The organism is Streptomyces sp. NPDC094143, assembly GCF_040303825.1.
GTDB lineage: Bacteria > Actinomycetota > Actinomycetes > Streptomycetales > Streptomycetaceae > Streptomyces.
In genome coordinates this window covers 392,274-410,671 of record NZ_JBEOTZ010000002.1, presented here as the reverse complement: position 1 = coordinate 410,671, position 18,398 = coordinate 392,274, and the positions used below count along the sequence as shown (strand labels likewise).

The following is an 18,398-nucleotide window of genomic DNA, read 5'->3' as shown; positions in this document are numbered from 1 at the left end:
GGCCGAGTGAGAAGAGCACGTGTATGTCCTCCGACCGGTCCGTGTCCTCCCGCCGCTCCTTCCTCGCGGCCGCGGCCCTGCTGCCGCTGCCGCTGCCCCTCGCCGCCTGCGCCGCCGGCGACCGGTCGTCCGGGCGCGCCGATCCGCCGCCGTCGGCGTCCTCCCGGTCCACCCCGGCGCCGAGCCGGCCGCCGGTGCGCCGCGCCCGGCTCGCGGACCTGGAGCGCGCCTACGGCGCCCGGGTCGGCGTCTACGCGCTCGCGACCGGCACCGGGGCCACCGTCGTGCACCGCGCCGGGGAACGCTTCGCGTTCTGCTCGGTGTTCAAGGCCCTGGCCGCCGCGGCGGTCCTGCACCACCGCTCCCCGCACGACCTGGACCGGCGCATCACCTACACCCGGGCCGACCTGCGCTCCACCACACCGGTGACCGGCAGGCACCTGGCGACGGGCATGACCCTGCGCCAGCTCTGCGACGCCGCCGTCCGCTTCAGCGACGGCGCGGCCGGCAACCTGCTGATGCGCGAGATCGGCGGCCCGCGGAAGCTCACCGCCTACCTGCGCGGACTCGGCGACAGGACCAGCCGCATGGACCACTACGAGCCCGAGCTGCACGACGTCCCGCCGGGCGACCCCAGCGACACCACCACCCCCGAGGCGGTCGCCACCGACTTCCGCGCGCTCCTGCTGGGCACCGCCCTGCCCGCCCGCGACCGCGCGCTGCTCCTGGACTGGCTCTCCCGCAACGCCACCCCCGTCGGCGCCCGCCGCATCCGGGCCGGACTGCCCGGCGGCTGGAAGGTCGCCGACAAGACCGGCACGGGCGACTACGGCCGGGCCAACGACGTCGCGGTGGTCCAGCCGCCCGGCGGCGAGCCGCTCGTGCTCGCCGTGATGACCGACCGCCCGGGCCACGACGCCGAGCCCTCCGACGCCCTGGTCGCCGAGGCGACCCGGCGAACCGTCGCCGCCCTCGGCCTGTGAGACCGGGGAGGGCTATAACGGGGCCATGATCTACCACGTCGTACCGAGCACCGTCTGGACCACCGAACCCGGCCGGCCGTACGCCCCCGCATCCCTCGCCGAGGAGGGCTTCGTGCACTGCTCCCCGGACGAGGCGACCACGCTGGCCGTCGTCAACGCCTTCTACCGGGACGCGCCCCGGCCCCTGCTGGTGCTCGCGCTCGACGAGACGCGGCTGACCGCGAGGGTGGAGTGGGAGGCGGCGGCCCCCGCACCGCCGCCCGGCGTCTCCGGGGACACCCTGTTCCCGCACGTCTTCGGCCCGCTCGACCGGGACGCCGTCGACCACGTCCTCCAGGTGCGGTGGGACGGGGAGGGCCGGGCGTCGGAACTGAGTACGACAGGATGACCGGGTGACCGTCCAGGAAGTTGCCCACACCGCCCCCGCCCCCGCCGTGCGTCCGGCCCGCTGCGCCGTCGCGGCCCTCGCGCTGGCCGGGCTGGCCTGGGCCGTCCGGGCGGTGTGGCACCTGCGGCTGTTCCTGGCGGGGCAGCCGGCGTCGGGCCCGCCCGACCAGGGCGGCGGCACGCACCGCCCGCCGACCGCACTGGAGGACTCCTACCACCAGGTCGCCGCGGCGGGCGGCGTCGTCACGGCCGTCTGCGCCGTGGTGTTCCTGTTCTGGCTGGACCGGATGCGGGACAACGCCCGCGCCCTGTCGGGCACCGCACCGCGCTACGGCTCCCTTTGGCTCTTCCTCGGCTGGATCGTGCCCGTCGCCAACCTGTGGATACCCCGGGGCGTGGTCGCGGACGTCCACCGCTCGGTCTTCCCCGGGCGGCCGCTGCCCGCCGTCGTGAACTGGTGGTGGGGGCTGTGGCTGGCGGGTCTGGCGGGCGGTGCGGGGATCGTCCACGCCGACGACACGGACGAGGTCATCGCCCGCGCCTACACCGACGTCCTGCCCCTGCTGGCCGCCGATCTGGTCATCGTGGCGGCGGCCGTGGCCGCCGCCCTCATGATCCGCACGCTCACGACGGCGCAGGACGAGCACCTCGCCCGCCAGGGCTACTGAGCGGACCCGACGGGCCGGTACACCGACACGGCGAACGACGCGGTGACGTGCACCGGCGTCCCCAACCGGGCGACCCGGCCCGGGAGTTCCGCCGCGTCGAGGTGGCGCGCGGCCGGGCCCATGGCCACCAGGTGGACGACGTCCCCGGCCGTCAGGGCCGGGGTGAACTCCAGCGGCTCGGTGTGATCGAGCCGGAAGGCGGCCGACAGGGTCCGGCGCAGGCGTTCCTCCTTCCTGGGGTCGACCGCCGGCAGCCCCAGGGGCTCGCGCAGTTCGCGCAGGTGCCGTCCCGTGGGCGTGACGACGAGCAGGGCGCCGTCCGGGCGCAGGACGCGGCGGAACTCGGGGCCGTTGCGGGGGGCGAAGACGTTGAGGACGAGGTGGGCGCAGCCGGTGCGCACGGGCCAGGGCCGCCAGACGTCCCAGCCGGCGGCCTCCGCGCGGGGATGGGCCCGGGCCGTGGCGCGCAGGGCGGCGGCGGAGGTGTCCAGGCCGATGCCCAGGGCGCCGGGCAGGGCGTCCAGGACGGCGGCCAGGTAGTGGCCGGTGCCCGCGCCCGCGTCCAGCACGGTGGCGTCGGCGGGTGCCAGACCGGCGGCGAGGTCCGCGAGGACGCGGACGAGCGGGTCGTAGTGCCCGGCGCGCAGGAAGGCGGCGCGGCTGCTCACCATGCCGGCGGAGTCGGCGCTCGCGGCGCGCCGGTGGCCGGTCAGCAGGCTCACGTAGCCGTGGCGGGCGATGTCGAAGGTGTGCCGCGCGGCGCAGCGCAGGGCGCCGTCGGCGCGGGTGAGGCCGGAGGGGCACTGGGGGCAGGTCAGGACGGTCAGCAGCCGGTCGGACGGCAGGCGGGCGGGACCCGAAGGCATGGCGGTGCTCCTGGACGACGCGGCGGGGCCGAGTGCCGGGCCGCGTGCGGGCGGTGGACGTGAGTCGCCGGCGCCCGCCCGTGGGCGGGCGCGCCGAGGACGGCGACGTGACGCGCTCACGTCGCCGTCCTCACCGCGGTGTCAGAGGAAGCAGTGCGGCAGGGCGTTGCATGCCAGGGCCATGCGGCCAGGCTACCCGGCGCCGCACCGGTCGCCGGGGGCCGCCCGTCCGGGCGGACGTCCGATCGGCCGGTGGAACGCCGACGGCCCGCACCCGTGTGTCCGGGTGCGGGCCGTCGCGGTGACGCCGGGTCAGGCCCGGGGTCAGCCGTGGTCGCGCGAGCGGATGCTGAGGCGCGGTCCGTAGCGGAAGGCCGCGAAGCCCACCGCCGCCAGGGCCGCGGCCGCCGCGGCGAGGAGGCCGATGCCACCCGCGCCGGTGGAGGCGAGGCTGCCGCCGGCGAGGTCGGTCGACGTTCCGCCCGTGGTGGAGGTGCCGCCCGGGGAGGTGCCGTCACCGCCGGTCGTGCCGCCGGTGCCCGCCGAGGGGCTCGGGGCCGCCGAGGGGCTCGGGCTGCCCGACGGCTCGTCGCCCGGGCCGGGGTCCTGCGTGCCGTCGCCGGGGACGACCTCGACCGCGAACTGCGTCATGGCGCCGCCGACCGACGCGGTCACGGTGTAGGTGCCCGTGCCCTCACCGGCCGTCAGGGTCGGGGCCGTGGCACCGCCCCGCTCGTCGGTCTCCACGCGGACGACCCGCTCACCGTCGGCGAAGCGGGGCGCGTCCTCGCTCTCGTCCTCGACCCGGAACTCGACCTCGGTGCCGGCCGGTGCCGCGGTGCCCGACTTGACGACCTCGGCCGCCAAGGCCTCCTCGAAGTCCGTGCCCTGTTCGGCCCGCTGGCCGTCGCCGCCCGCGACGGAGACGGTGTACGCCGAGTCCTTCACCTGCACGGAGAAGACCGTCGAGACGCCGCCGACCGCCGCGCGGACGGTGAACGCGCCTTCCTCGCCGCCCACCTGGATCGGCTGGGACTCGGCCCGGCCGCGCGCGTCGGTCGGCACCACGACTTCGGTGGAGTCGGCGCCGCCCTTGACGTAGAAGAAGGCGCCCTGCTGGTCGGGGTCCTCGATGGTGAAGGTGACGGAGGCGTTCTCGACGGCGTTGCCCGCCTTGTCCCGGGCCACCACGGCCAGCGGGCCGGCGCCGCCGCCCGGCTGGACCATCTCGTCGGTGCCGGAGACCCGGACCAGCTCGGCGACGGCGGGGGTCTTCCACTGGAAGACCACGCGCCCGTCGCCGGAGCGGTCGGTGTTGAGGCCGCCCTCGGCGATCCCGCCGCGCACCGGTTCGCCGGAGGACTGCCAGAACGGGTCGTTCTTCGCCGGGGGCACCGTCCGGCTGCCGGTGAGCAGACGGGCGTCCTTCACCCGGTCGGGATCGACGTAACTGCTGCCGCCCGCGCCGCTGCCGATCAGGCCGCGCTCCTCGTCCGTGCCGCCGCCACCGCCGCCGCCCGCGTGACCGGCGCCGCCGCCACCGCCGTAGCCGTGCGCACCGGAGCCGCCCGCGCCGCCCTTGCCGCCGCCGGAGGCGTCGGCGCCCGCGGAGCCGTTGCCGCCGCCCGCACCGCCGGTGGGACCGGCCGCGCCCTTGCCGCCGCGCTCGGACTCCGTGTCGTCCTGACCTCGCTCGCCGCCGCCGGGGCCGCCCTGGCCGGCTTCCACGTCGCCGTATCCACCGCCGCCGCCACCGGCCGCGATGAGCAGCGGCTTGCCGTCGCCGCTGCGCACCCCGCTGCTGTTGCCGCCGACCGCGGCGTACCGGCCGCCGCCCGCGCCGCCGAGCGCGTCACCGAAGCGCTGCACGCCGACCGCGACCGACAGCTTCTCCCCGGGCGTGACACTGAGCGTGCCCGCGGTGTAGCCGCCCGCCCCGCCGTTGGCGAAGGGCGTGCCCTCGCCGCCCTGCCCCCAGGCGCGCACGTCGAGCGCCGTGACACCGGCCGGGACCTGGAAGTCCTCGCGGGCACCCGTGGGATCGAACAGCCGGCAGCCGGAGAACCCCTCCGTCGGCGTGCACGCCTTCCCGGCGAGCACCTGGCTGCCCGCGGCCGTGGCGGCGGAGGCGCCCGTCAGGGCGGTGCCGCCGGTCAGTGCCAGCAGGGTCAGGGCGGCCGCGCCGCGCCGGAACCGGGCACGCCGCGGCACGCCGGCATCGTGATGCATCAAGGGAACTCCCCCACTCGTCACAAGCTCCCCCCCTGGGAGCCGGACACTGCTCGATCAGAATCGAACAAGATGAGTGAGACAGCTGATCAAACTTGAGGCGACCGGTCAACCGAGAAGGGTCGGTTCCTGGCCACCGGCGCAGCAGCTCGTCACCCGCAGGTCACCGAGCGGATCCTGCCGACGTTACGGCCCGGGCACAGGCGGGAAGGCCGGGCCGGGCTCCCGAGCGGCACACGCGGGGACGCGTCGGCCCGGCCGGCCTTCCACTGGCCGCAATCTGCCACCCGGCACCACGCCGCGCCTCCCGGACGGGCCCGAACGGGGGCGGCGGGGCGGGTCCGCGATGATGCGCCCGTGCCGGCCCCCGCCGCCCACCAGGGCCTCTGCAACGGCTTCCTCGCCGCCGGCCCGCTGTGGGGCGTGGTGGCCGCCGGCCCGCTGTGGGGCGCGGTGGCCGCCGGCCCGCTGTGGGGCGCGGTGGCCGCCGACCCGAAGGGGCGTACGGCGCCGCCACCGCCGGCCGGCACCGCTCACGCGCCCTGGGTGACGGCCCGCTCCATCAGCCGGTCCGCCTCGGCCTCCGCCGTCCCGGGCGGCACCACCAGCAGGTCCCAGCGGCCGCGGCCGGGGGCGAGCAGGCAGACGGTGTCGGAGGCGGTGGGCGTGTCCCTGCGGCCCACGTGGACGGCCTGGCCGGCCACGTCCACCCGCTCCGGGCAGTCGAGCCAGATGTCCCCGTGGACGAGGACGCTGCTGATCCGGCCCCAGGCGGGCGGCAGCCCGGCCAGCAGTCCGGGAAGTTCCGCGGCCAGGTCGTAGGAGCGGGGCCACCACGCCCCGTCGATCCTGCGGGCCGTGCGGCGCTCGCGCGGCTGGTCGGCGAGTTTCAGCCGGGCCCCGGACGGGGCGGGGACCTGGGGCGGGGGCGACGAGGCGGACGTCATGAGGGCTCCTGCTGCGGACGGGGGGCGGCCGGCGACCGTGCGCCGCCGCAGTGCGACCTACCCCGGTTCCTCCACCGTACCCCGCCCGCCGGTACGGGAGCGGGGCCTTGCGTGGCGTCCGGCGCCCGGCCGGGAGCAGCAGACATTCCGGGCGCTTTATAACAAGTTGTCAGCGATAATCGGAGCATGAATACGGCAACGTACGAAGTGCTGGCGGCGTCGTCAGACCACGCGGTCGCCGTGACCCTCGCCTTCATCGCCGGGCTGATCGTGGCGTGCGCGCTCATCTGGGGCGTGCGCGTCGGGATGCAGGTCATGGACAAGGACACCCACCACCCCGACCCCGCGGAGCAGCCGCACCTGCCGGAGTCCGGGCCGGTCCGCGAGATGCGGGAGATGCGTGAGCCCGACGACGTGCCGGTCGTGGCCCGCGACGGGCGCCGGCTCATGCCGCACGAGCTGCACCGCGCGAGCACCAGGACCGGCAAGGACCAGAAACCGCGGCGCTGGTCGCCCGGATCCAGCGGATCCTTCGGCGGCGGCGGCCTCGGACACACGTGATGCCGTGAGCCGTGCGGTCCGCACGGCTCGCCGGGAGGCGACATGGCAGTCGTACACCGCACCCGCGGGGTCACGGCCGGAGCCGCCTTGGCCCTCGCCCTGACCGGCGTGCTCGCCGGCTGCGGCGGTGACAGCCCCGCGGACACCGCGCGCAAGGCCGAGTCGGCGGTCGGGTCGATCGCCTCGCAGGCCACCGAGGCCGTGGAATCGGCCGCGGCGGAGGCCGAACGCCGGCTCGGCGACATCCAGGGCGGCGTCGACGCCAAGGGCGACGTCGCGGCCGGCAGGCCCGTGACCGGGTCCGACGGCCGGGTCCGCAGCGAGGTCACCGTCCGCAACACCGACGACGCGGCCCGGTCCTTCGCCGTCCAGGTCGACTTCGAGGACTCCGGCGGACGACTGGTCGACACCGTGATCGTCACGGTCGGCCACGTGCAGGCCGGCCAGTCCGCCACGGCCACCGCCCGCAGCACCCACGACCTGTCCGGTGACGTCCGGGCGGAGGTGGCCCGGGCGGTCCGCTACTGACGCCCCGCGGCGGCCTCCGCCGCCGCGATGTCGATCTGCTCGCTCATCGCGCTCACCCCGTTCAGGGTGGCGACCGCCTGGAGACGATTGGCCCCCACCGGCAGCGCCGGGCCCGGCGTGCACGCCCAGGCGCCGTCCGGCCCCGCCGTGGTCGCGCAGGCCTCCCGCTCGTCCTTGTCGCGGACGGTGACCCGGGCGCCGGGATGGGCCGTGTCCGAGATCTCCGGCCGGGTGGCCAGCGGGACGCCGGACAGCGGCCGGGCCAGCGTCGGCCCGGCCAGCCCCACGGTCACCGAGCACCGGCCGCCGGCCCGCCGTACGCCCCGCTCGTCGATGACGCGCAGGACGCAGCCGGGCAGCCGGGTGCCGGGCACGGCGTCCGCGGGCACCGCCAGCACGAAGGGGAACGTACGGTCCGGCGCGGCGGTGCCACCGGTGACGGTGTACGACCCGCTGCGCCCGCCGGCGGCGACCGACCCCCGGAGGCCGGACCCGTCGAGCGGCGCGCCCGTCACCCGCGTGCCCCGGGGCGCGATCAGCGTCACGGTGGCTCCCGGCAGCGCGTCCCGGACGCCCGCGACCTCGACGATGCCCTCGCGGCCGGGCGCGATGACGGCGGCCCCCCGCAGCGGTGCGCCGTCCCGGGCCGCCGCCGGCGTCCCGCACGCCGCGAGCACTCCCGCGACGACGACCCCGGGCACGGCTGCTGACCTGCTGGACCTGTTCATCGCGGGCGAGGCTCCCTGTCCGGATACGGCCTGTCGAGACACTCCGCCGACGATCCTCGCGTCCGCCCGGGCGGACGGCACCCACAGCGGGCCCAAGCGGGCGGACGGCACCCGCAGCGAGCCCAAGCGGGTGGGCGCCGAAGCGGGTGGGCCCAAGCGGGTGAGCGCCGAAGCGGGTGGAGGCCCCAGCGGGTGGGCGCCGAAGCGGGCGGACCCAAGCGCGTGGGCGCCGAAACGGGTGGAGGCCCCAGCGGGTGGGCCCCGGCGGGTGGGCCCCGGCGGGTGGGCCCCGGCGGGTGGGCCCCGACGGGTGGGCCCCGACGGGTGGGCCCGCGCCCCCGAAGGGGCGCGGGCAGCCGCGCCGGCCGGCGGGGTGGTTACCTCCCCGTGGTTACCTCCCCAACCACACCGTCGTGTCCGGCCCGAGCCGGCCGTCCTCCAGCGGCGCGCTGCTCAGCAGCACCTCACCGGCCGGCAGCGACACCGCCGAGGCGGACAGGTTCGTCACACAGCGCCAGCCCTCGCAGCGGTCGAACTGCAGGACACCGTCCGGGGCGTCCGCCGCCCAGGCCAGATCCTCACCGTCGAGCAGCTTGCGGCGCAACCGCAGTGCCGTGCGGTACAGCTCCAGGGTCGAGCCCTCGGCACCGTCCTGCGCCTCCACGGCGTACGCGGCGAAACCGGGCGGCTGCGGCAGCCAGGCCCCGCCCGGCCCGAAGCCGTACGAGGGTCCGGCCGTCGTCCACGGCAGCGGCACCCGGCAGCCGTCCCGGCCCTTGCGGACGTGACCCGTCTGCTCCCAGATCGGGTCCTGGAGCACCTCGGTGGGCAGGTCGGCGACCTCGGGCAGGCCCAGTTCCTCGCCCTGGTAGACGTAGGCCGAGCCGGGCAGCGCCAGCATCAGCAGGGTGGCCGCCCGGGCCCGGCGCAGCCCGGCCGCCTCGTCGACGGCCGGGGCACGGCCGCCGGAAAGCAGCCAGGCGTTGAGGTCGGTGTCCGGCGGGAGCATCAGCCGGGAGGCGTGCCGGATCACGTCGTGGTTGGACAGCACCCAGGTGGCCGAGGCGCCGGCGGCCCGGGCGGTGGCGAGCGAGTCGGTGATGACCTGCCGCAGCTCCCCGGCGTCCCAACGGGCCTGCAGGTACTCGAAGTTGAAGGCCTGCCCCAGCTCGTCCGGGCGGGCGTACAGCGCGCGCCGGGCGCCCGGCACCCACGCCTCGGCGACGGCCATGCGGGGCGGACGGTAGGCGTCGAGGATCTTGCGCCAGTCGCGGTAGATCTCGTGCACGTCGTCCCGGTCGTAGAAGGGGTGCGTGCCGGGCGGCAGCGCGGTGAGCGCCTCCTCGCGGCTCAGCTCGGGCCGGCCGAGGTCGCGCAGCGGTTCGCTCAGGTCCTTGACGAGGGCGTGGGCGACGTCGACCCGGAAGCCGTCGACCCCGCGGTCGGACCAGAAGCGCAGGGTGGTGCGGTAGTCGGCGCGGACCTCCTGGTTCTCCCAGTTGAGGTCGGGCTGTTCGGGGGCGAACAGGTGCAGGTACCACTGGCCGTCCGGCACCCGCTTCCAGGCGCTGCCGCCGAAGACGGACTGCCAGTCGGTGGGCGGGAGTTCACCGTGCTCGCCGCGGCCGTCGCGGAAGACGTACCGGTCGCGGGCGGCCGAGCCGGGCCCGGCGTCCAGGGCCTCCTGGAACCAGGGGTGCCGGTGCGAGGAGTGGTTGGGGACGATGTCGACGATGACCTTCAGGCCGAGGCGGTGGGCCTCGGCGACCAGCGTGTCGAAGTCGTCGAGGGTGCCCAGGCGCGGGTCGACGTCCCGGGGGTCGGCGACGTCGTAGCCGCCGTCGGCGAGTTCGGAGGGGTAGAAGGGGCTCAGCCACAGGGCGTCCACGCCCAGCGCGGCGAGGTGACCGAGGCGGCGGGTGATGCCGCGCAGGTCGCCGAGTCCGTCACCGTCGGCGTCGGCGAAGCTGCGGGGGTAGACCTGGTAGACGACGGCCTGCCGCCACCAGTCGGGGTCGCGGGACGACAGGTCGAGGGTGGAGCGATCGGTCACGCGGTCTCCTTTGCAGGGCATACGGGCGACAGCATTAAATCTGTCCAGAATGCCGGAAAAAGGAACCAACAGGTTGATCGGAGTGATCCATTCCCACTGTGTCGGAAGTGTGTTGGAGCGGTAACTTCCTTTGCGTTCCCGCAGGTTGACAGTGTGCTGCGGCGCCGCCACCATGGGGGCTCACTGAGGCGCATGTGACCAATGAGCCCAGTGTTTTTCAAACCACTCACCCCCGGTACGGCCCCGGCAGCCGCGCGCCGCGCTGCCCGCATGCGGCCACCCGGGTTCCGGCACACGCCAAGAAACGGGATACCCCTATGTCCATAGCGAGACGTGCCACCGCGCGCCGCCTGCTGGGGACGGGCGCCGCGGCCCTCGCCCTCTGCGCCGCCTCCGCCACCACCGCCCTCGCCCACGGGACGCCCGGCGGTGACGGCTGGTCGTCCGGCGGCAGCTACCGGCCCGGGACGGGCGCGGGCACGGAGACGGGGACCGACCGCTGCCAGTTCTCGCTCGACGGCACCGGCTTCTTCGACTCCGTCAAGGTCGACGACCAGAACCTGAAGCCGACCGAGGACGGCAAGGTGCACATCAAGGTGCGCACCGCCGGTGACGCCTCGACCTGCACGGCCTCCCTCGCCTCCTACCTGGCCCACGGCGCGACCTTCGCGACCTCCGGCGAGCAGGTGTTCGTCGACTTCGACACGGTGACGGTCAAGCCGGGTGCCACCGACTCGCTCGACATCGCCATCCCCGACCGGGGCTGCTTCGGGCAGATCGACCTCTACCGGGGCGCGGTGAAGTTCGACGGGGAGCTCGACGCGAAGGACGGCTTCGTCCACGGCGAGCTGCCCAAGGGGCCGGACCGCCCGGTCATCAAGGACAAGCTGATCGCGGCCTGGAACGGCGGCACGAAGGACTGCACGACCCCGCCGCCGGCGGAGGAGGAGCCGCCCGCCTCCACGCCGCCCGCGACCCCGTCCGAGCCGGCCGAGGGCACCACCCCGCCGGCGTCCCCGTCCGAGCCGGCGGAGCCCTCCGCCCCGCCGTCCGAGGACACGGACACCCCGACCCCGAGCGCCTCCGAGTCGGCGCCCGCCGCCCCGAAGCCGAACGGCGGTGGCGGCGACCTCGCCGAGACCGGCGCCGACGGCAGCACCGGCCCGATAGCCCTCGGCGCGGCGGCGCTGCTCGCGGGCGGCGCGGCCCTCGTCGTGACGACCCGCCGCCGGGCGAGGCGGAACGCTCCGGGCGCCTGATCCGCGTGCGGTGACGCCCCCGCTGCTGCCGTCCGACGGCGACAGCGGCGGGGGCGCCCTCGTGCGCGCCGGGGGGAGGGTTTCGCCGACGGCGGCGCGCGGAGCGGGGGATCTCCCCCGCGGGGGCGCGCGAAGACCGCAACTTCGACGACTGCGCGACGACAGACAGCACCCTCTGCGGCTGCGCGACGACACACAGCACCCTCAACGACCGCGCGACGACAGACGGTCCCCTCTGCGGCTGCGCGCGGCGTCGGAAGGTCGCTCGGCGGTCGCTCGGCGGTCTCTCGACGGCCGGGCGGCGTCCGGGCCCCTCGGCACTCGCGCAGCGTCAGGGCGTTCCCTCGACGGTCGCCAGGTACAGCTTCACGTAGCGCTCCACGTCCACGTCCAGCCCCACGTCCACCAGCGGCTGTTCGCGGGTGCCCTCGTGCAGCTCGGACTCGCCGGGGCGCGGGCGGCGGTCCACGATCGTCATGCCGCGCGTGGGGCCGGGCGCGAGGGAGACCTCCACGGGGAGGCGGTGGGTCGTCAGGCCCCGCGGGTCGGCGACAGCGCAGACCGCTCCCGCGTCGCCGAGACCGCCGGCCGTCTCGGACGGGTCGTCGGGACGGCTGCCGGGATGCGCCGGACGGTGGGCGAGCAGCTCACCGGCCAGCCGGGCCCCCGGCTCGGCGCTCGCGCGCAGGCGCCGCACCTGCTCCGCCGGGACGACGACCCGCGTGAACACGTCCAGCCCGTACATCGTGATCGGCACCCCGGCGGTCAGCAGGATCGCGGCCGCCTCCGGGTCGTGCCAGACGTTGAACTCCGCGACGGGCGTGGCGTTCCCGGTCGCCGCCGCGCCGCCCATGAACACGATCCGCTCGATGTTGCGCACCACCTCCGGGTGGGTGCGCAGCAGCAGCGCGATGTTGGTGAGGGGCGCGGTGGGCACCAGCGTCACCGGGCGCGGGGAGGCGAGGATCTCGCGCCGCAGCAGCGTCACCGCGTCCACGTCGGCGGGCTCACGGACCGGGGCCGGCAGCCCCAGGTCGCCCATGCCGTCGTCGCCGTGCACGTGCCGGGCCGAGCGGGGCGCCTCGATCAGCGGCCGCTCGGCGCCCCGGGCGACCGGGATGTCGGGGGCGCCCGCCTGGTCCAGCACGGTCAGGGTGTTGCGGACGACCCCGTCGACGTCGGTGTTCCCGGCCACGCAGGTGATCGCGCGGACGTCGAGCGCCGGATGCCGTACGGCGAACAGCAGGGCGAGGGCGTCGTCGACACCGGTGTCGCAGTCGATGATCACCGGGATGCGCTGTCCGTCCGTCACGACGAGGACTCCTTCCACCTGTTCCGCGCGGGGCCTGCCACCGGCGACCTTACGGCCTGCCGGGAAACGGCCCGGGTGCTTCCGGCCGCCCTCGGGCCCACCGTCTCAGGCCTGCCGCACCGCCGTGACGTCGAGTGGCCCGGCGCAGCGGTCGGTGCCGAGGCCAGCCGTGCGCCCGAGGCGCCGCGGGACGCGGTGACCGCTGCCCCGGGGGCGGCCCTCCGGGCTGACGCAGCCCGGCCGCAGGCCCCGGCGCCGCGGTCGGGGCCGGGGCGGCCGTAGGGTCCCGCCTGGGCGGGGTGAACGGCTGTCGCGGACGTGGCCGGACCGGGCGGAGTCCCAGGTTGGGCGCGGGTCAGGCCGGTTCCCACAGGCCGGTGCCGCGGGACGCCACCCGGGTGGTGATGCGGTCCAGCAGCTCCGCGGTGGGCAGAGGGGCCGGCCGGTGGCCGTCCCGCAGGCGTACCGCCACCAGGTCGGCGGCGGCCTCGCGAGCGCCGATCACCGCCTGGTACGGCACCAGCCGGGCCGCGCGGACCCGGGCCGCCAGGGTGCCCTGGCCGGGGTCGGCGACCTCGGCGCGCAGGCCCCGCTCCCGGGCCAGGCCGGCCAGCGCGTGCGCCGGTCCGGCCTGCTCGTCACCCACGGGCAGGACGGCCAGCTGCACCGGGGCCAGCCAGGGCGGGAAGGCGCCGCCGTGGGCCTCGACGAGATGGGCGACCGCGCGTTCCACGCTGCCGATGACGCTGCGGTGCACCATGACCGGGCGGTGCCTGCCCCCGTCGGGGCCGATGTAGTGCAGGTCGAAGCGCTCGGGCTGGTGGAAGTCGATCTGGACGGTGGACAGGGTGGTCTCCCGGCCCGCCGGGTCGGCGATCTGCACGTCGATCTTGGGTCCGTAGAAGGCCGCCTCTCCCTCGGCGGCCTCGTGGGGGACGCCGGAGTCGTCCAGGACCTCCCGGAGCAGCGCGGTCGCCCGCCGCCACAGCTCCGGGTCGGCCACGTACTTGCCGCCCTCGCCGGGCAGCGAGAGGCGGTACCGGGACGCCCGGATGCCCAGGTCGGCATAGGCGCGGCCGATCAGCTCCAGCGCGGCCCGGGCCTCCGCCACGGCCTGCTCCGGGGTGCAGAAGATGTGCGCGTCATTGAGGGTGATGGCCCGCACCCGGGTCAGCCCGCCGAGCACCCCGGACGGCTCCGATCGGTACATGCCACCCAACTCGGCCATACGGAAGGGAAGTTCACGGTAGCTGCGGGCGCGGGAACGGTAGATCAACGCGTGGTGGGGGCAGAGACTGGGGCGCAGCAGGACCTGTTCGGCGCCCAGGTCCATCGGCGGGAACATGTCGTCGCCGTAGTGGTCCCAGTGGCCGGAGATCTCGTACAGCTCGCGTTTGCCGAGGACGGGTGAGTACACGTGCCGGTAGCCGGCCCGCCGTTCCGCCTCGCGGATGTACTCCTCCAGGGCGTGCCGCACGATCGCACCGTCGGGCAGCCAGTACGGCAGCCCCGCGCCCATCAGCGGATCGGTGTCGAACAGCTCCAGCTCACGGCCGAGTCGGCGGTGGTCGTGCATGGTGGCTCCTCCGGATACGGAAGTCCGGGCGAGCACCGCGCGACGAAGCCCCGGGGCACTCGCCCCGGGGCTTCGGACGTCTGCGTCAGCAGTCAGCGCGCCGGGACACTCTCCGGCGTCGTCGTGGCGGACGGGAACGGCTGGACGCGCTGCATGGGCGTGACCGTAGCAGCGGGTCCGGACGCGATGCGACGGCTTTTCGGCCGACGCCCCCACCCCACCGGTTCCGCTCGTCCGGCGCCCACGCGCGTCATACGGCATTGCGGTGCCCGTCCCCCCGTGACACGCCCCCACGCCCGCCCTCGCTCACCCGGACGGCCCGGCGCGCTGGTGGGCCGGCTGCCGCGGTGGTGCCGTATGAGCACCGCACCCGGCCTTGGTCAGCCCCGGCCCGCCCCACCAGGAGGCACTCCGATGACCCACCCTCCGGCCACCGCCCGTGCCCTCCTCGCCCCCGCGCTGGCCCTGGCCGCCCTGCTGGGCTCGGCCGGGTGCGCCGTCCAGGACGAGCCGCGGCCCAAGTGGTTCTCGGCGTCCGCCTCGGCGTCCCCCGCCTCGCCCGCCGCCGAGCAGCCCGCCGGGCCCGGGGCCGGTCTCACCGAGGCGCAGGCGCTGGCGGCCCTGATCACCGAGACCGACCTCGGAGAACCCTGGGGCCCGACCCGGGGCGCGCGGACCTGGCGGGACGGACTGCTGAAGGCGACCACCGAGGACCCCGAGTGCCAGCGGCTGCTGGACGCCCTCTACACCGAGGAGCTGTTCGGCACGCCCGGGGGCCCCGGCGCGACGGCCGCGTTCGACGCCGCCGACACCGACGCCCAGGTGCGCTACCAGGTCGCCGCCCATCCCCCGGCCGACGTCGACCGCACCCTGGACTGGCTCAAGTCGCTGCCGGGCAGGTGCGGCCGGTTCACCGCCGCGAGCACGCGCGGCGGCGTCCAGGGCGTCGAGGTCGGTGAGCTGCCGCTGCCGGCGGCGGGGGACGCCCGCCAGGCCCTGCGGATCACGCTGGCCGGCGAGACCGAGGAGGGGGAGCCGACGTACCTGATGATGGACATCGCCGGCGTGCGTGTCGGCGCCGAGGCGATCGTCGTCACCCACGGCGGGCTCGACGAGGTGGACGCCGAGGTCACCCGGGAGGCCGTACGGATCGGGGCGCAGCGTCTGACGGAGCTCACCCGGCGGGGCCGGGCACAGATCTGACCACCGGCCCGTGCCGCCGGGTGCCGACCGCCTCGTAGCGCGGCTGGGGGTGGGCGGGGGGGCCGGGGTGGCCGGGGGGCTCGCCCGCGGAGTCGTCCACGGTGATCGCGATCCGGCCCGACCCGGCGGGTCTCCGGCCCGAGCGGTCCGGGCCGGCATCCGTCGCCCAGCGGCCCGACACGTCCCGCCCGTAGCCGCCCGTGTGGAAGCCGCCCCCGCCGAGCCGTCCCGGTCGAATCAGTCCCGGTCGGATCAGTCGCGGTCGGATCCGTCCCGGTCGAAGCGCCGGCGGTGGGCGATGACGTCGCGGGCCACGTCCAGGGCCGTGCGCCCGCGTGCGAACGCGTCGCCCCGCAGCCGCGCGAGCGCGTCGTCGGTGCCGACGCCGAGCTGCGCCATGATCATGCCGACGGCCTGGTAGATCTCGTCGTGGTCCGAGGCGAGCCCGCTCAGCCAGGGCTCCCCGTCCTGCGTCCCGGGTTCGTCCCCGCGCGGCAGGGCCATCAGGGCGACGGTCATGACGCCGGCCACGAGCCGGGCCACGTACAGCTGGCGCTCGGTGAGCCCGCCGGGGGTGTCGCGGTACAGGTCGAGGGTGCCGACGCACACCGCGTCACTGCCGAGCGGGACGGCGTACACCGCCCGGACCCCGGCCGCGGTGGCCTGCTGGGCGAAGACCGGCCAGCGTCCGGCGTCCCGGCCGCTCGTCAGGTCGCAGGCGAGCACGGGCACCCCGTCCGCCACCGCGCTCTGGCAGGGGCCGTCGCCCAGGGTGGCCTGGAGCCGCGCCAGATGCGCGGCCTGCGGGCTGCTCGCGCTCAGCTGTACGGGCATCCCCTCGCTGCGCAGCGACACGCTCGCGCCGGTCACCGGCAGCAGTTCGACGGCCACCGCGCACAGCCGCCCGGGCACCTCACCGGGATCGGCGCCGCGCACGCCCCTGGCGATCGCGTCGGCGGCCCGGATCCCGTCCACGTCCAGGTCGCCGCCCCCCGGACCGCGTGCGCCCGGGTCGTCACCCGCCGCGCCGTGGGGGTCGTCCCTGGACCGCACGGCCACCGCCTCCTTCGATCACCGCGACCTGCACTTCGCCGCTCCTGCGGGGCGGGCCCGCGTGCGCCGCCCGCCGGGACGGCCGGCCGCGAGCACCTCGCGTCGGGCCGCAAGCGATCACCTCGGGGTGGCCGCCCCCGCTGCACCCGGGTCGTGCCCCGGCGCCCGCCCGGAGTGCTGCCCCGACTACCCGTGGCGGATGGGCCGAAACCCGTGGTGGGCCGTCTGCGGCGGGGTGCGGCCTCAGCGCTTCTCGTAGGGGTTGCCCGGCTGCGGCACCCGCCGTACGGACGTGGCGTCCAGGACGGGCGGCCAGGCGGCGTCCGAGCCGAGGGCGCCCTCGGGGTGCCAGGTGCCGGTGACGGTGACCCAGGTGTCGACGGGCGGGGCGTCCGCGCCGCGCACCTCGGCCTTGGCGGCGCTCGCGTCGGCGGCGCAGCAGGAGACCAGGAGCCGGGTGACGTACCAGGTGCCGTCGGCGTCGCGGGTGACGAAGCCGGTGAGCCGGACCGTGCGTCCCCGCAGGGAGCGGCCGCTGTCGTAGACCGCCCGGGAGCCGAACTCCCCGAGCGTGAGGTCGAGCGGGTCACCGTCCGGCAGCGCCGGGAAGGTGCCGACGCCCTGCGCCGCCCGCTGGGCCGCCTCGCGCTCGGCGCTGTAGGAGCCGAGGGCGGGCGGCGGGAAGAGGAACAACGCGAGAGCGGGCAGGGTGAGGAGCCAGGCGACGCGCGGGCCGTGGGCGTGGCCGGGGCCGAGGCCGGGGGCCTCCCCGTGCCGGTCGTCGCCCTCCGGGCCGGCGTCCTGCCGCTCCCCGGACCGTGCCTGGCCGGCGGTCCGTGCCGACACCGCCGCGACCACCCCCAGCAGCACCAGCCCCACCCCCGACACCACCAGGTACGGCCGCAGCCCCGGCTGGACGTAACGCAGGTACAGCTCGCTGAGGAGGGACACCCGCAGGATCGCCGCCCCCACGAGCGCGAGCAGCGCCGCCGGTCCGTAGTGCCTCACAGCAGCCACCACCCCACCAGGACACTGCTGCCCACCGCCACCACCCAGGTCGCGGCCGAGAACCGCACCGCGAAGGCCCGGCCGAACGTGCCCGCCTGCAGCGCGAGCAGCTTCAGGTCGACCATCGGCCCGACCACCATGAACGCCAGCCGGGCGGTGGGCGAGAAGCCGCTCAGCGACGCCGCCACGAACGCGTCAGCCTCACTGCACACGCACAGCACGACCGCCAGCAGCAGCACCGACAGCCAGGGCGAGGCGGTGAAGACGTCCATCACGGACCGCGGCACGGTGACGGCGAACGTCGCCGCTGCCGCCGCGCCCACCACGAGGAAGCCGCCCGCGTGCAGGAAGTCGTGCTGGAGGCCCGCGACGAAGGCACGCGCCCCGCCGCCGGGCTCGTGGCCACCGCCGCGCTTCGGCAGCCGCAGCCACTCCTCCCTGCCGAACCGCGCCCACAGCCAGCCCATCACCACGGCCGTGCCGAGCGAGGCGACCAGCCGGCCCAGGACCATCGCGGGCTGCCCGGGGAAGGCGATCGAGGTCGCCACCAGGACGACGGGGTTGATCGCGGGCGCCGACAGCAGGAAGGCCAGCGCGGCGGCCGGGGCGACACCCCGGCGCATCAGGCTGCCCGCGACCGGCACGGACGCGCACTCGCAGCCGGGCAGCACCACCCCGGCCGCCCCCGCGACCGGCACGGCGAGCGCCGCGCGCCGGGGCAGCAGCCGGGTGAGGACCCGCTGCGGCACGAACGCCCCGATCGCGGCCGACACCACCGTGCCCAGCAGCAGGAACGGTACGCCCTGGACGGCGATCGCCGTGAAGACCGTCCACCAGGCCGCGACCGGCGGGGTGTACAGGTCGAGCGCGGCCATCGGCCCGAGCACCGACACCACCGTCACGACGGCGATCAGCGCCGCGCCCCCGAGGACGGCGTACACCAGGGCCCGCAGGCCCAGCCGTATGCCGTCGGCCACCGTCGGTCGGTTCTCCACGTGCCCGCCCCCATCGTTCCCGGGAGAGGCTAACCCGCACGG

Annotated in this window: 17 protein-coding genes; 7 read left to right on the top strand and 10 right to left on the bottom strand. The window is 76.3% G+C overall.

What is annotated here, in order from left to right:
• Positions 1 to 23: 23 nt before the first annotated feature.
• The 3 genes from bla to ABTZ58_RS04470 are packed head-to-tail and all read left to right on the top strand — an operon-like array spanning position 24 to position 2,038.
• A complete protein-coding gene (bla, locus tag ABTZ58_RS04480) occupies positions 24 to 983 on the top strand; it encodes a class A beta-lactamase (RefSeq protein ID WP_351350281.1) in 960 nt (319 codons plus the stop codon).
• A 25-nt stretch (positions 984 to 1,008) separates the two neighbouring features.
• Complete coding sequence (locus ABTZ58_RS04475; RefSeq protein WP_351350279.1) at positions 1,009 to 1,371, top strand: DUF952 domain-containing protein; 363 nt, start codon at positions 1,009 to 1,011, stop codon at positions 1,369 to 1,371.
• Between the two features lie 4 nt (positions 1,372 to 1,375).
• A complete protein-coding gene (locus tag ABTZ58_RS04470) occupies positions 1,376 to 2,038 on the top strand; it encodes a DUF4328 domain-containing protein (RefSeq protein WP_351350277.1) in 663 nt (220 codons plus the stop codon).
• Here the strand turns inward: ABTZ58_RS04470 and ABTZ58_RS04465 are convergent.
• The 3 genes from ABTZ58_RS04465 to ABTZ58_RS04455 form a co-directional block, all read right to left on the bottom strand.
• The gene (locus ABTZ58_RS04465) at positions 2,032 to 2,904 is read right to left on the bottom strand and encodes a putative RNA methyltransferase (RefSeq protein ID WP_351350275.1); all 873 of its coding nucleotides are present in this window, start codon (positions 2,902 to 2,904) and stop codon (positions 2,032 to 2,034) included. The genes ABTZ58_RS04470 and ABTZ58_RS04465 overlap by 7 nt on opposite strands.
• A gap of 324 nt (positions 2,905 to 3,228) precedes the next feature.
• Entirely contained in the window at positions 3,229 to 5,133 is a 1,905-nt protein-coding gene (locus tag ABTZ58_RS04460) for a hypothetical protein (protein WP_351350273.1), read from the bottom strand.
• Between the two features lie 533 nt (positions 5,134 to 5,666).
• Entirely contained in the window at positions 5,667 to 6,080 is a 414-nt protein-coding gene (locus ABTZ58_RS04455) for a DUF5994 family protein (RefSeq protein ID WP_351350271.1), read from the bottom strand.
• A 186-nt stretch (positions 6,081 to 6,266) separates the two neighbouring features.
• Here ABTZ58_RS04455 and ABTZ58_RS04450 point away from each other — a divergent pair, with 186 nt between their 5' ends.
• Positions 6,267 to 6,641, top strand: coding sequence for a DUF6479 family protein (locus ABTZ58_RS04450; protein ID WP_351350269.1), 375 nt, complete (start codon positions 6,267 to 6,269; stop codon positions 6,639 to 6,641).
• 42 nt (positions 6,642 to 6,683) lie between these two features.
• The gene (locus ABTZ58_RS04445) at positions 6,684 to 7,169 is read left to right on the top strand and encodes a hypothetical protein (protein WP_351350267.1); all 486 of its coding nucleotides are present in this window, start codon (positions 6,684 to 6,686) and stop codon (positions 7,167 to 7,169) included.
• Here the strand turns inward: ABTZ58_RS04445 and ABTZ58_RS04440 are convergent.
• Both ABTZ58_RS04440 and ABTZ58_RS04435 read right to left on the bottom strand, forming a co-directional pair.
• Positions 7,163 to 7,897 carry an Ig-like domain-containing protein gene (locus ABTZ58_RS04440; protein WP_351350266.1) on the bottom strand — a complete coding sequence of 245 codons (735 nt, stop codon included), beginning with the start codon at positions 7,895 to 7,897 and terminating at the stop codon, positions 7,163 to 7,165. The two genes, ABTZ58_RS04445 and ABTZ58_RS04440, sit on opposite strands and share 7 nt — an antisense overlap.
• Positions 7,898 to 8,288: 391 nt before the next feature.
• Positions 8,289 to 9,971, bottom strand: coding sequence for a glycoside hydrolase family 13 protein (locus tag ABTZ58_RS04435; RefSeq protein WP_351350264.1), 1,683 nt, complete (start codon positions 9,969 to 9,971; stop codon positions 8,289 to 8,291).
• Between the two features lie 296 nt (positions 9,972 to 10,267).
• Between ABTZ58_RS04435 and ABTZ58_RS04430 the strand changes: the two genes are divergently transcribed.
• A complete protein-coding gene (locus ABTZ58_RS04430; protein ID WP_351350262.1) occupies positions 10,268 to 11,209 on the top strand; it encodes an LAETG motif-containing sortase-dependent surface protein in 942 nt (313 codons plus the stop codon).
• Positions 11,210 to 11,540: 331 nt separating this feature from the next.
• Here ABTZ58_RS04430 and ABTZ58_RS04425 read toward each other — a convergent pair whose 3' ends face one another.
• A complete protein-coding gene (locus tag ABTZ58_RS04425; protein WP_351350260.1) occupies positions 11,541 to 12,521 on the bottom strand; it encodes a nucleoside hydrolase in 981 nt (326 codons plus the stop codon).
• A gap of 355 nt (positions 12,522 to 12,876) precedes the next feature.
• Positions 12,877 to 14,097, bottom strand: a complete 1,221-nt coding sequence (gene thrS, locus ABTZ58_RS04420; protein WP_351350258.1) for a threonine--tRNA ligase — start codon at positions 14,095 to 14,097, stop codon at positions 12,877 to 12,879.
• A gap of 414 nt (positions 14,098 to 14,511) precedes the next feature.
• Between thrS and ABTZ58_RS04415 the strand changes: the two genes are divergently transcribed.
• Positions 14,512 to 15,300, top strand: a complete 789-nt coding sequence (locus ABTZ58_RS04415; protein WP_351350256.1) for a hypothetical protein — start codon at positions 14,512 to 14,514, stop codon at positions 15,298 to 15,300.
• Positions 15,301 to 15,552: 252 nt separating this feature from the next.
• Here the strand turns inward: ABTZ58_RS04415 and ABTZ58_RS04410 are convergent, their stop codons facing one another.
• From ABTZ58_RS04410 to ABTZ58_RS04400, 3 genes are all read right to left on the bottom strand, one after another.
• Positions 15,553 to 16,359, bottom strand: coding sequence for a GAF and ANTAR domain-containing protein (locus ABTZ58_RS04410; RefSeq protein ID WP_502996004.1), 807 nt, complete (start codon positions 16,357 to 16,359; stop codon positions 15,553 to 15,555).
• Between the two features lie 237 nt (positions 16,360 to 16,596).
• Entirely contained in the window at positions 16,597 to 17,361 is a 765-nt protein-coding gene (locus tag ABTZ58_RS04405; protein ID WP_351350403.1) for a TIGR03943 family putative permease subunit, read from the bottom strand.
• Positions 17,358 to 18,356 carry a permease gene (locus ABTZ58_RS04400; protein ID WP_351350252.1) on the bottom strand — a complete coding sequence of 333 codons (999 nt, stop codon included), beginning with the start codon at positions 18,354 to 18,356 and terminating at the stop codon, positions 17,358 to 17,360. The genes ABTZ58_RS04405 and ABTZ58_RS04400 overlap by 4 nt, the downstream gene beginning before the upstream one ends.
• Positions 18,357 to 18,398: the final 42 nt, after the last annotated feature.

Coding starts and splice junctions, on each gene's coding strand:
- ABTZ58_RS04440 (WP_351350266.1), bottom strand. CDS start 7,897: ATGAACAGGTCCAGCAGGTCAGCAGCCGTGCCCGGGGTCGTCGTCGCG.
- ABTZ58_RS04445 (WP_351350267.1), top strand. CDS start 6,684: ATGGCAGTCGTACACCGCACCCGCGGGGTCACGGCCGGAGCCGCCTTG.
- ABTZ58_RS04465 (WP_351350275.1), bottom strand. CDS start 2,904: ATGCCTTCGGGTCCCGCCCGCCTGCCGTCCGACCGGCTGCTGACCGTC.
- ABTZ58_RS04475 (WP_351350279.1), top strand. CDS start 1,009: ATGATCTACCACGTCGTACCGAGCACCGTCTGGACCACCGAACCCGGC.
- ABTZ58_RS04415 (WP_351350256.1), top strand. CDS start 14,512: ATGACCCACCCTCCGGCCACCGCCCGTGCCCTCCTCGCCCCCGCGCTG.
- ABTZ58_RS04435 (WP_351350264.1), bottom strand. CDS start 9,971: ATGCCCTGCAAAGGAGACCGCGTGACCGATCGCTCCACCCTCGACCTG.
- ABTZ58_RS04455 (WP_351350271.1), bottom strand. CDS start 6,080: ATGACGTCCGCCTCGTCGCCCCCGCCCCAGGTCCCCGCCCCGTCCGGG.
- ABTZ58_RS04450 (WP_351350269.1), top strand. CDS start 6,267: ATGAATACGGCAACGTACGAAGTGCTGGCGGCGTCGTCAGACCACGCG.
- thrS (WP_351350258.1), bottom strand. CDS start 14,097: ATGCACGACCACCGCCGACTCGGCCGTGAGCTGGAGCTGTTCGACACC.
- ABTZ58_RS04460 (WP_351350273.1), bottom strand. CDS start 5,133: ATGCATCACGATGCCGGCGTGCCGCGGCGTGCCCGGTTCCGGCGCGGC.
- bla (WP_351350281.1), top strand. CDS start 24: ATGTCCTCCGACCGGTCCGTGTCCTCCCGCCGCTCCTTCCTCGCGGCC.
- ABTZ58_RS04430 (WP_351350262.1), top strand. CDS start 10,268: ATGTCCATAGCGAGACGTGCCACCGCGCGCCGCCTGCTGGGGACGGGC.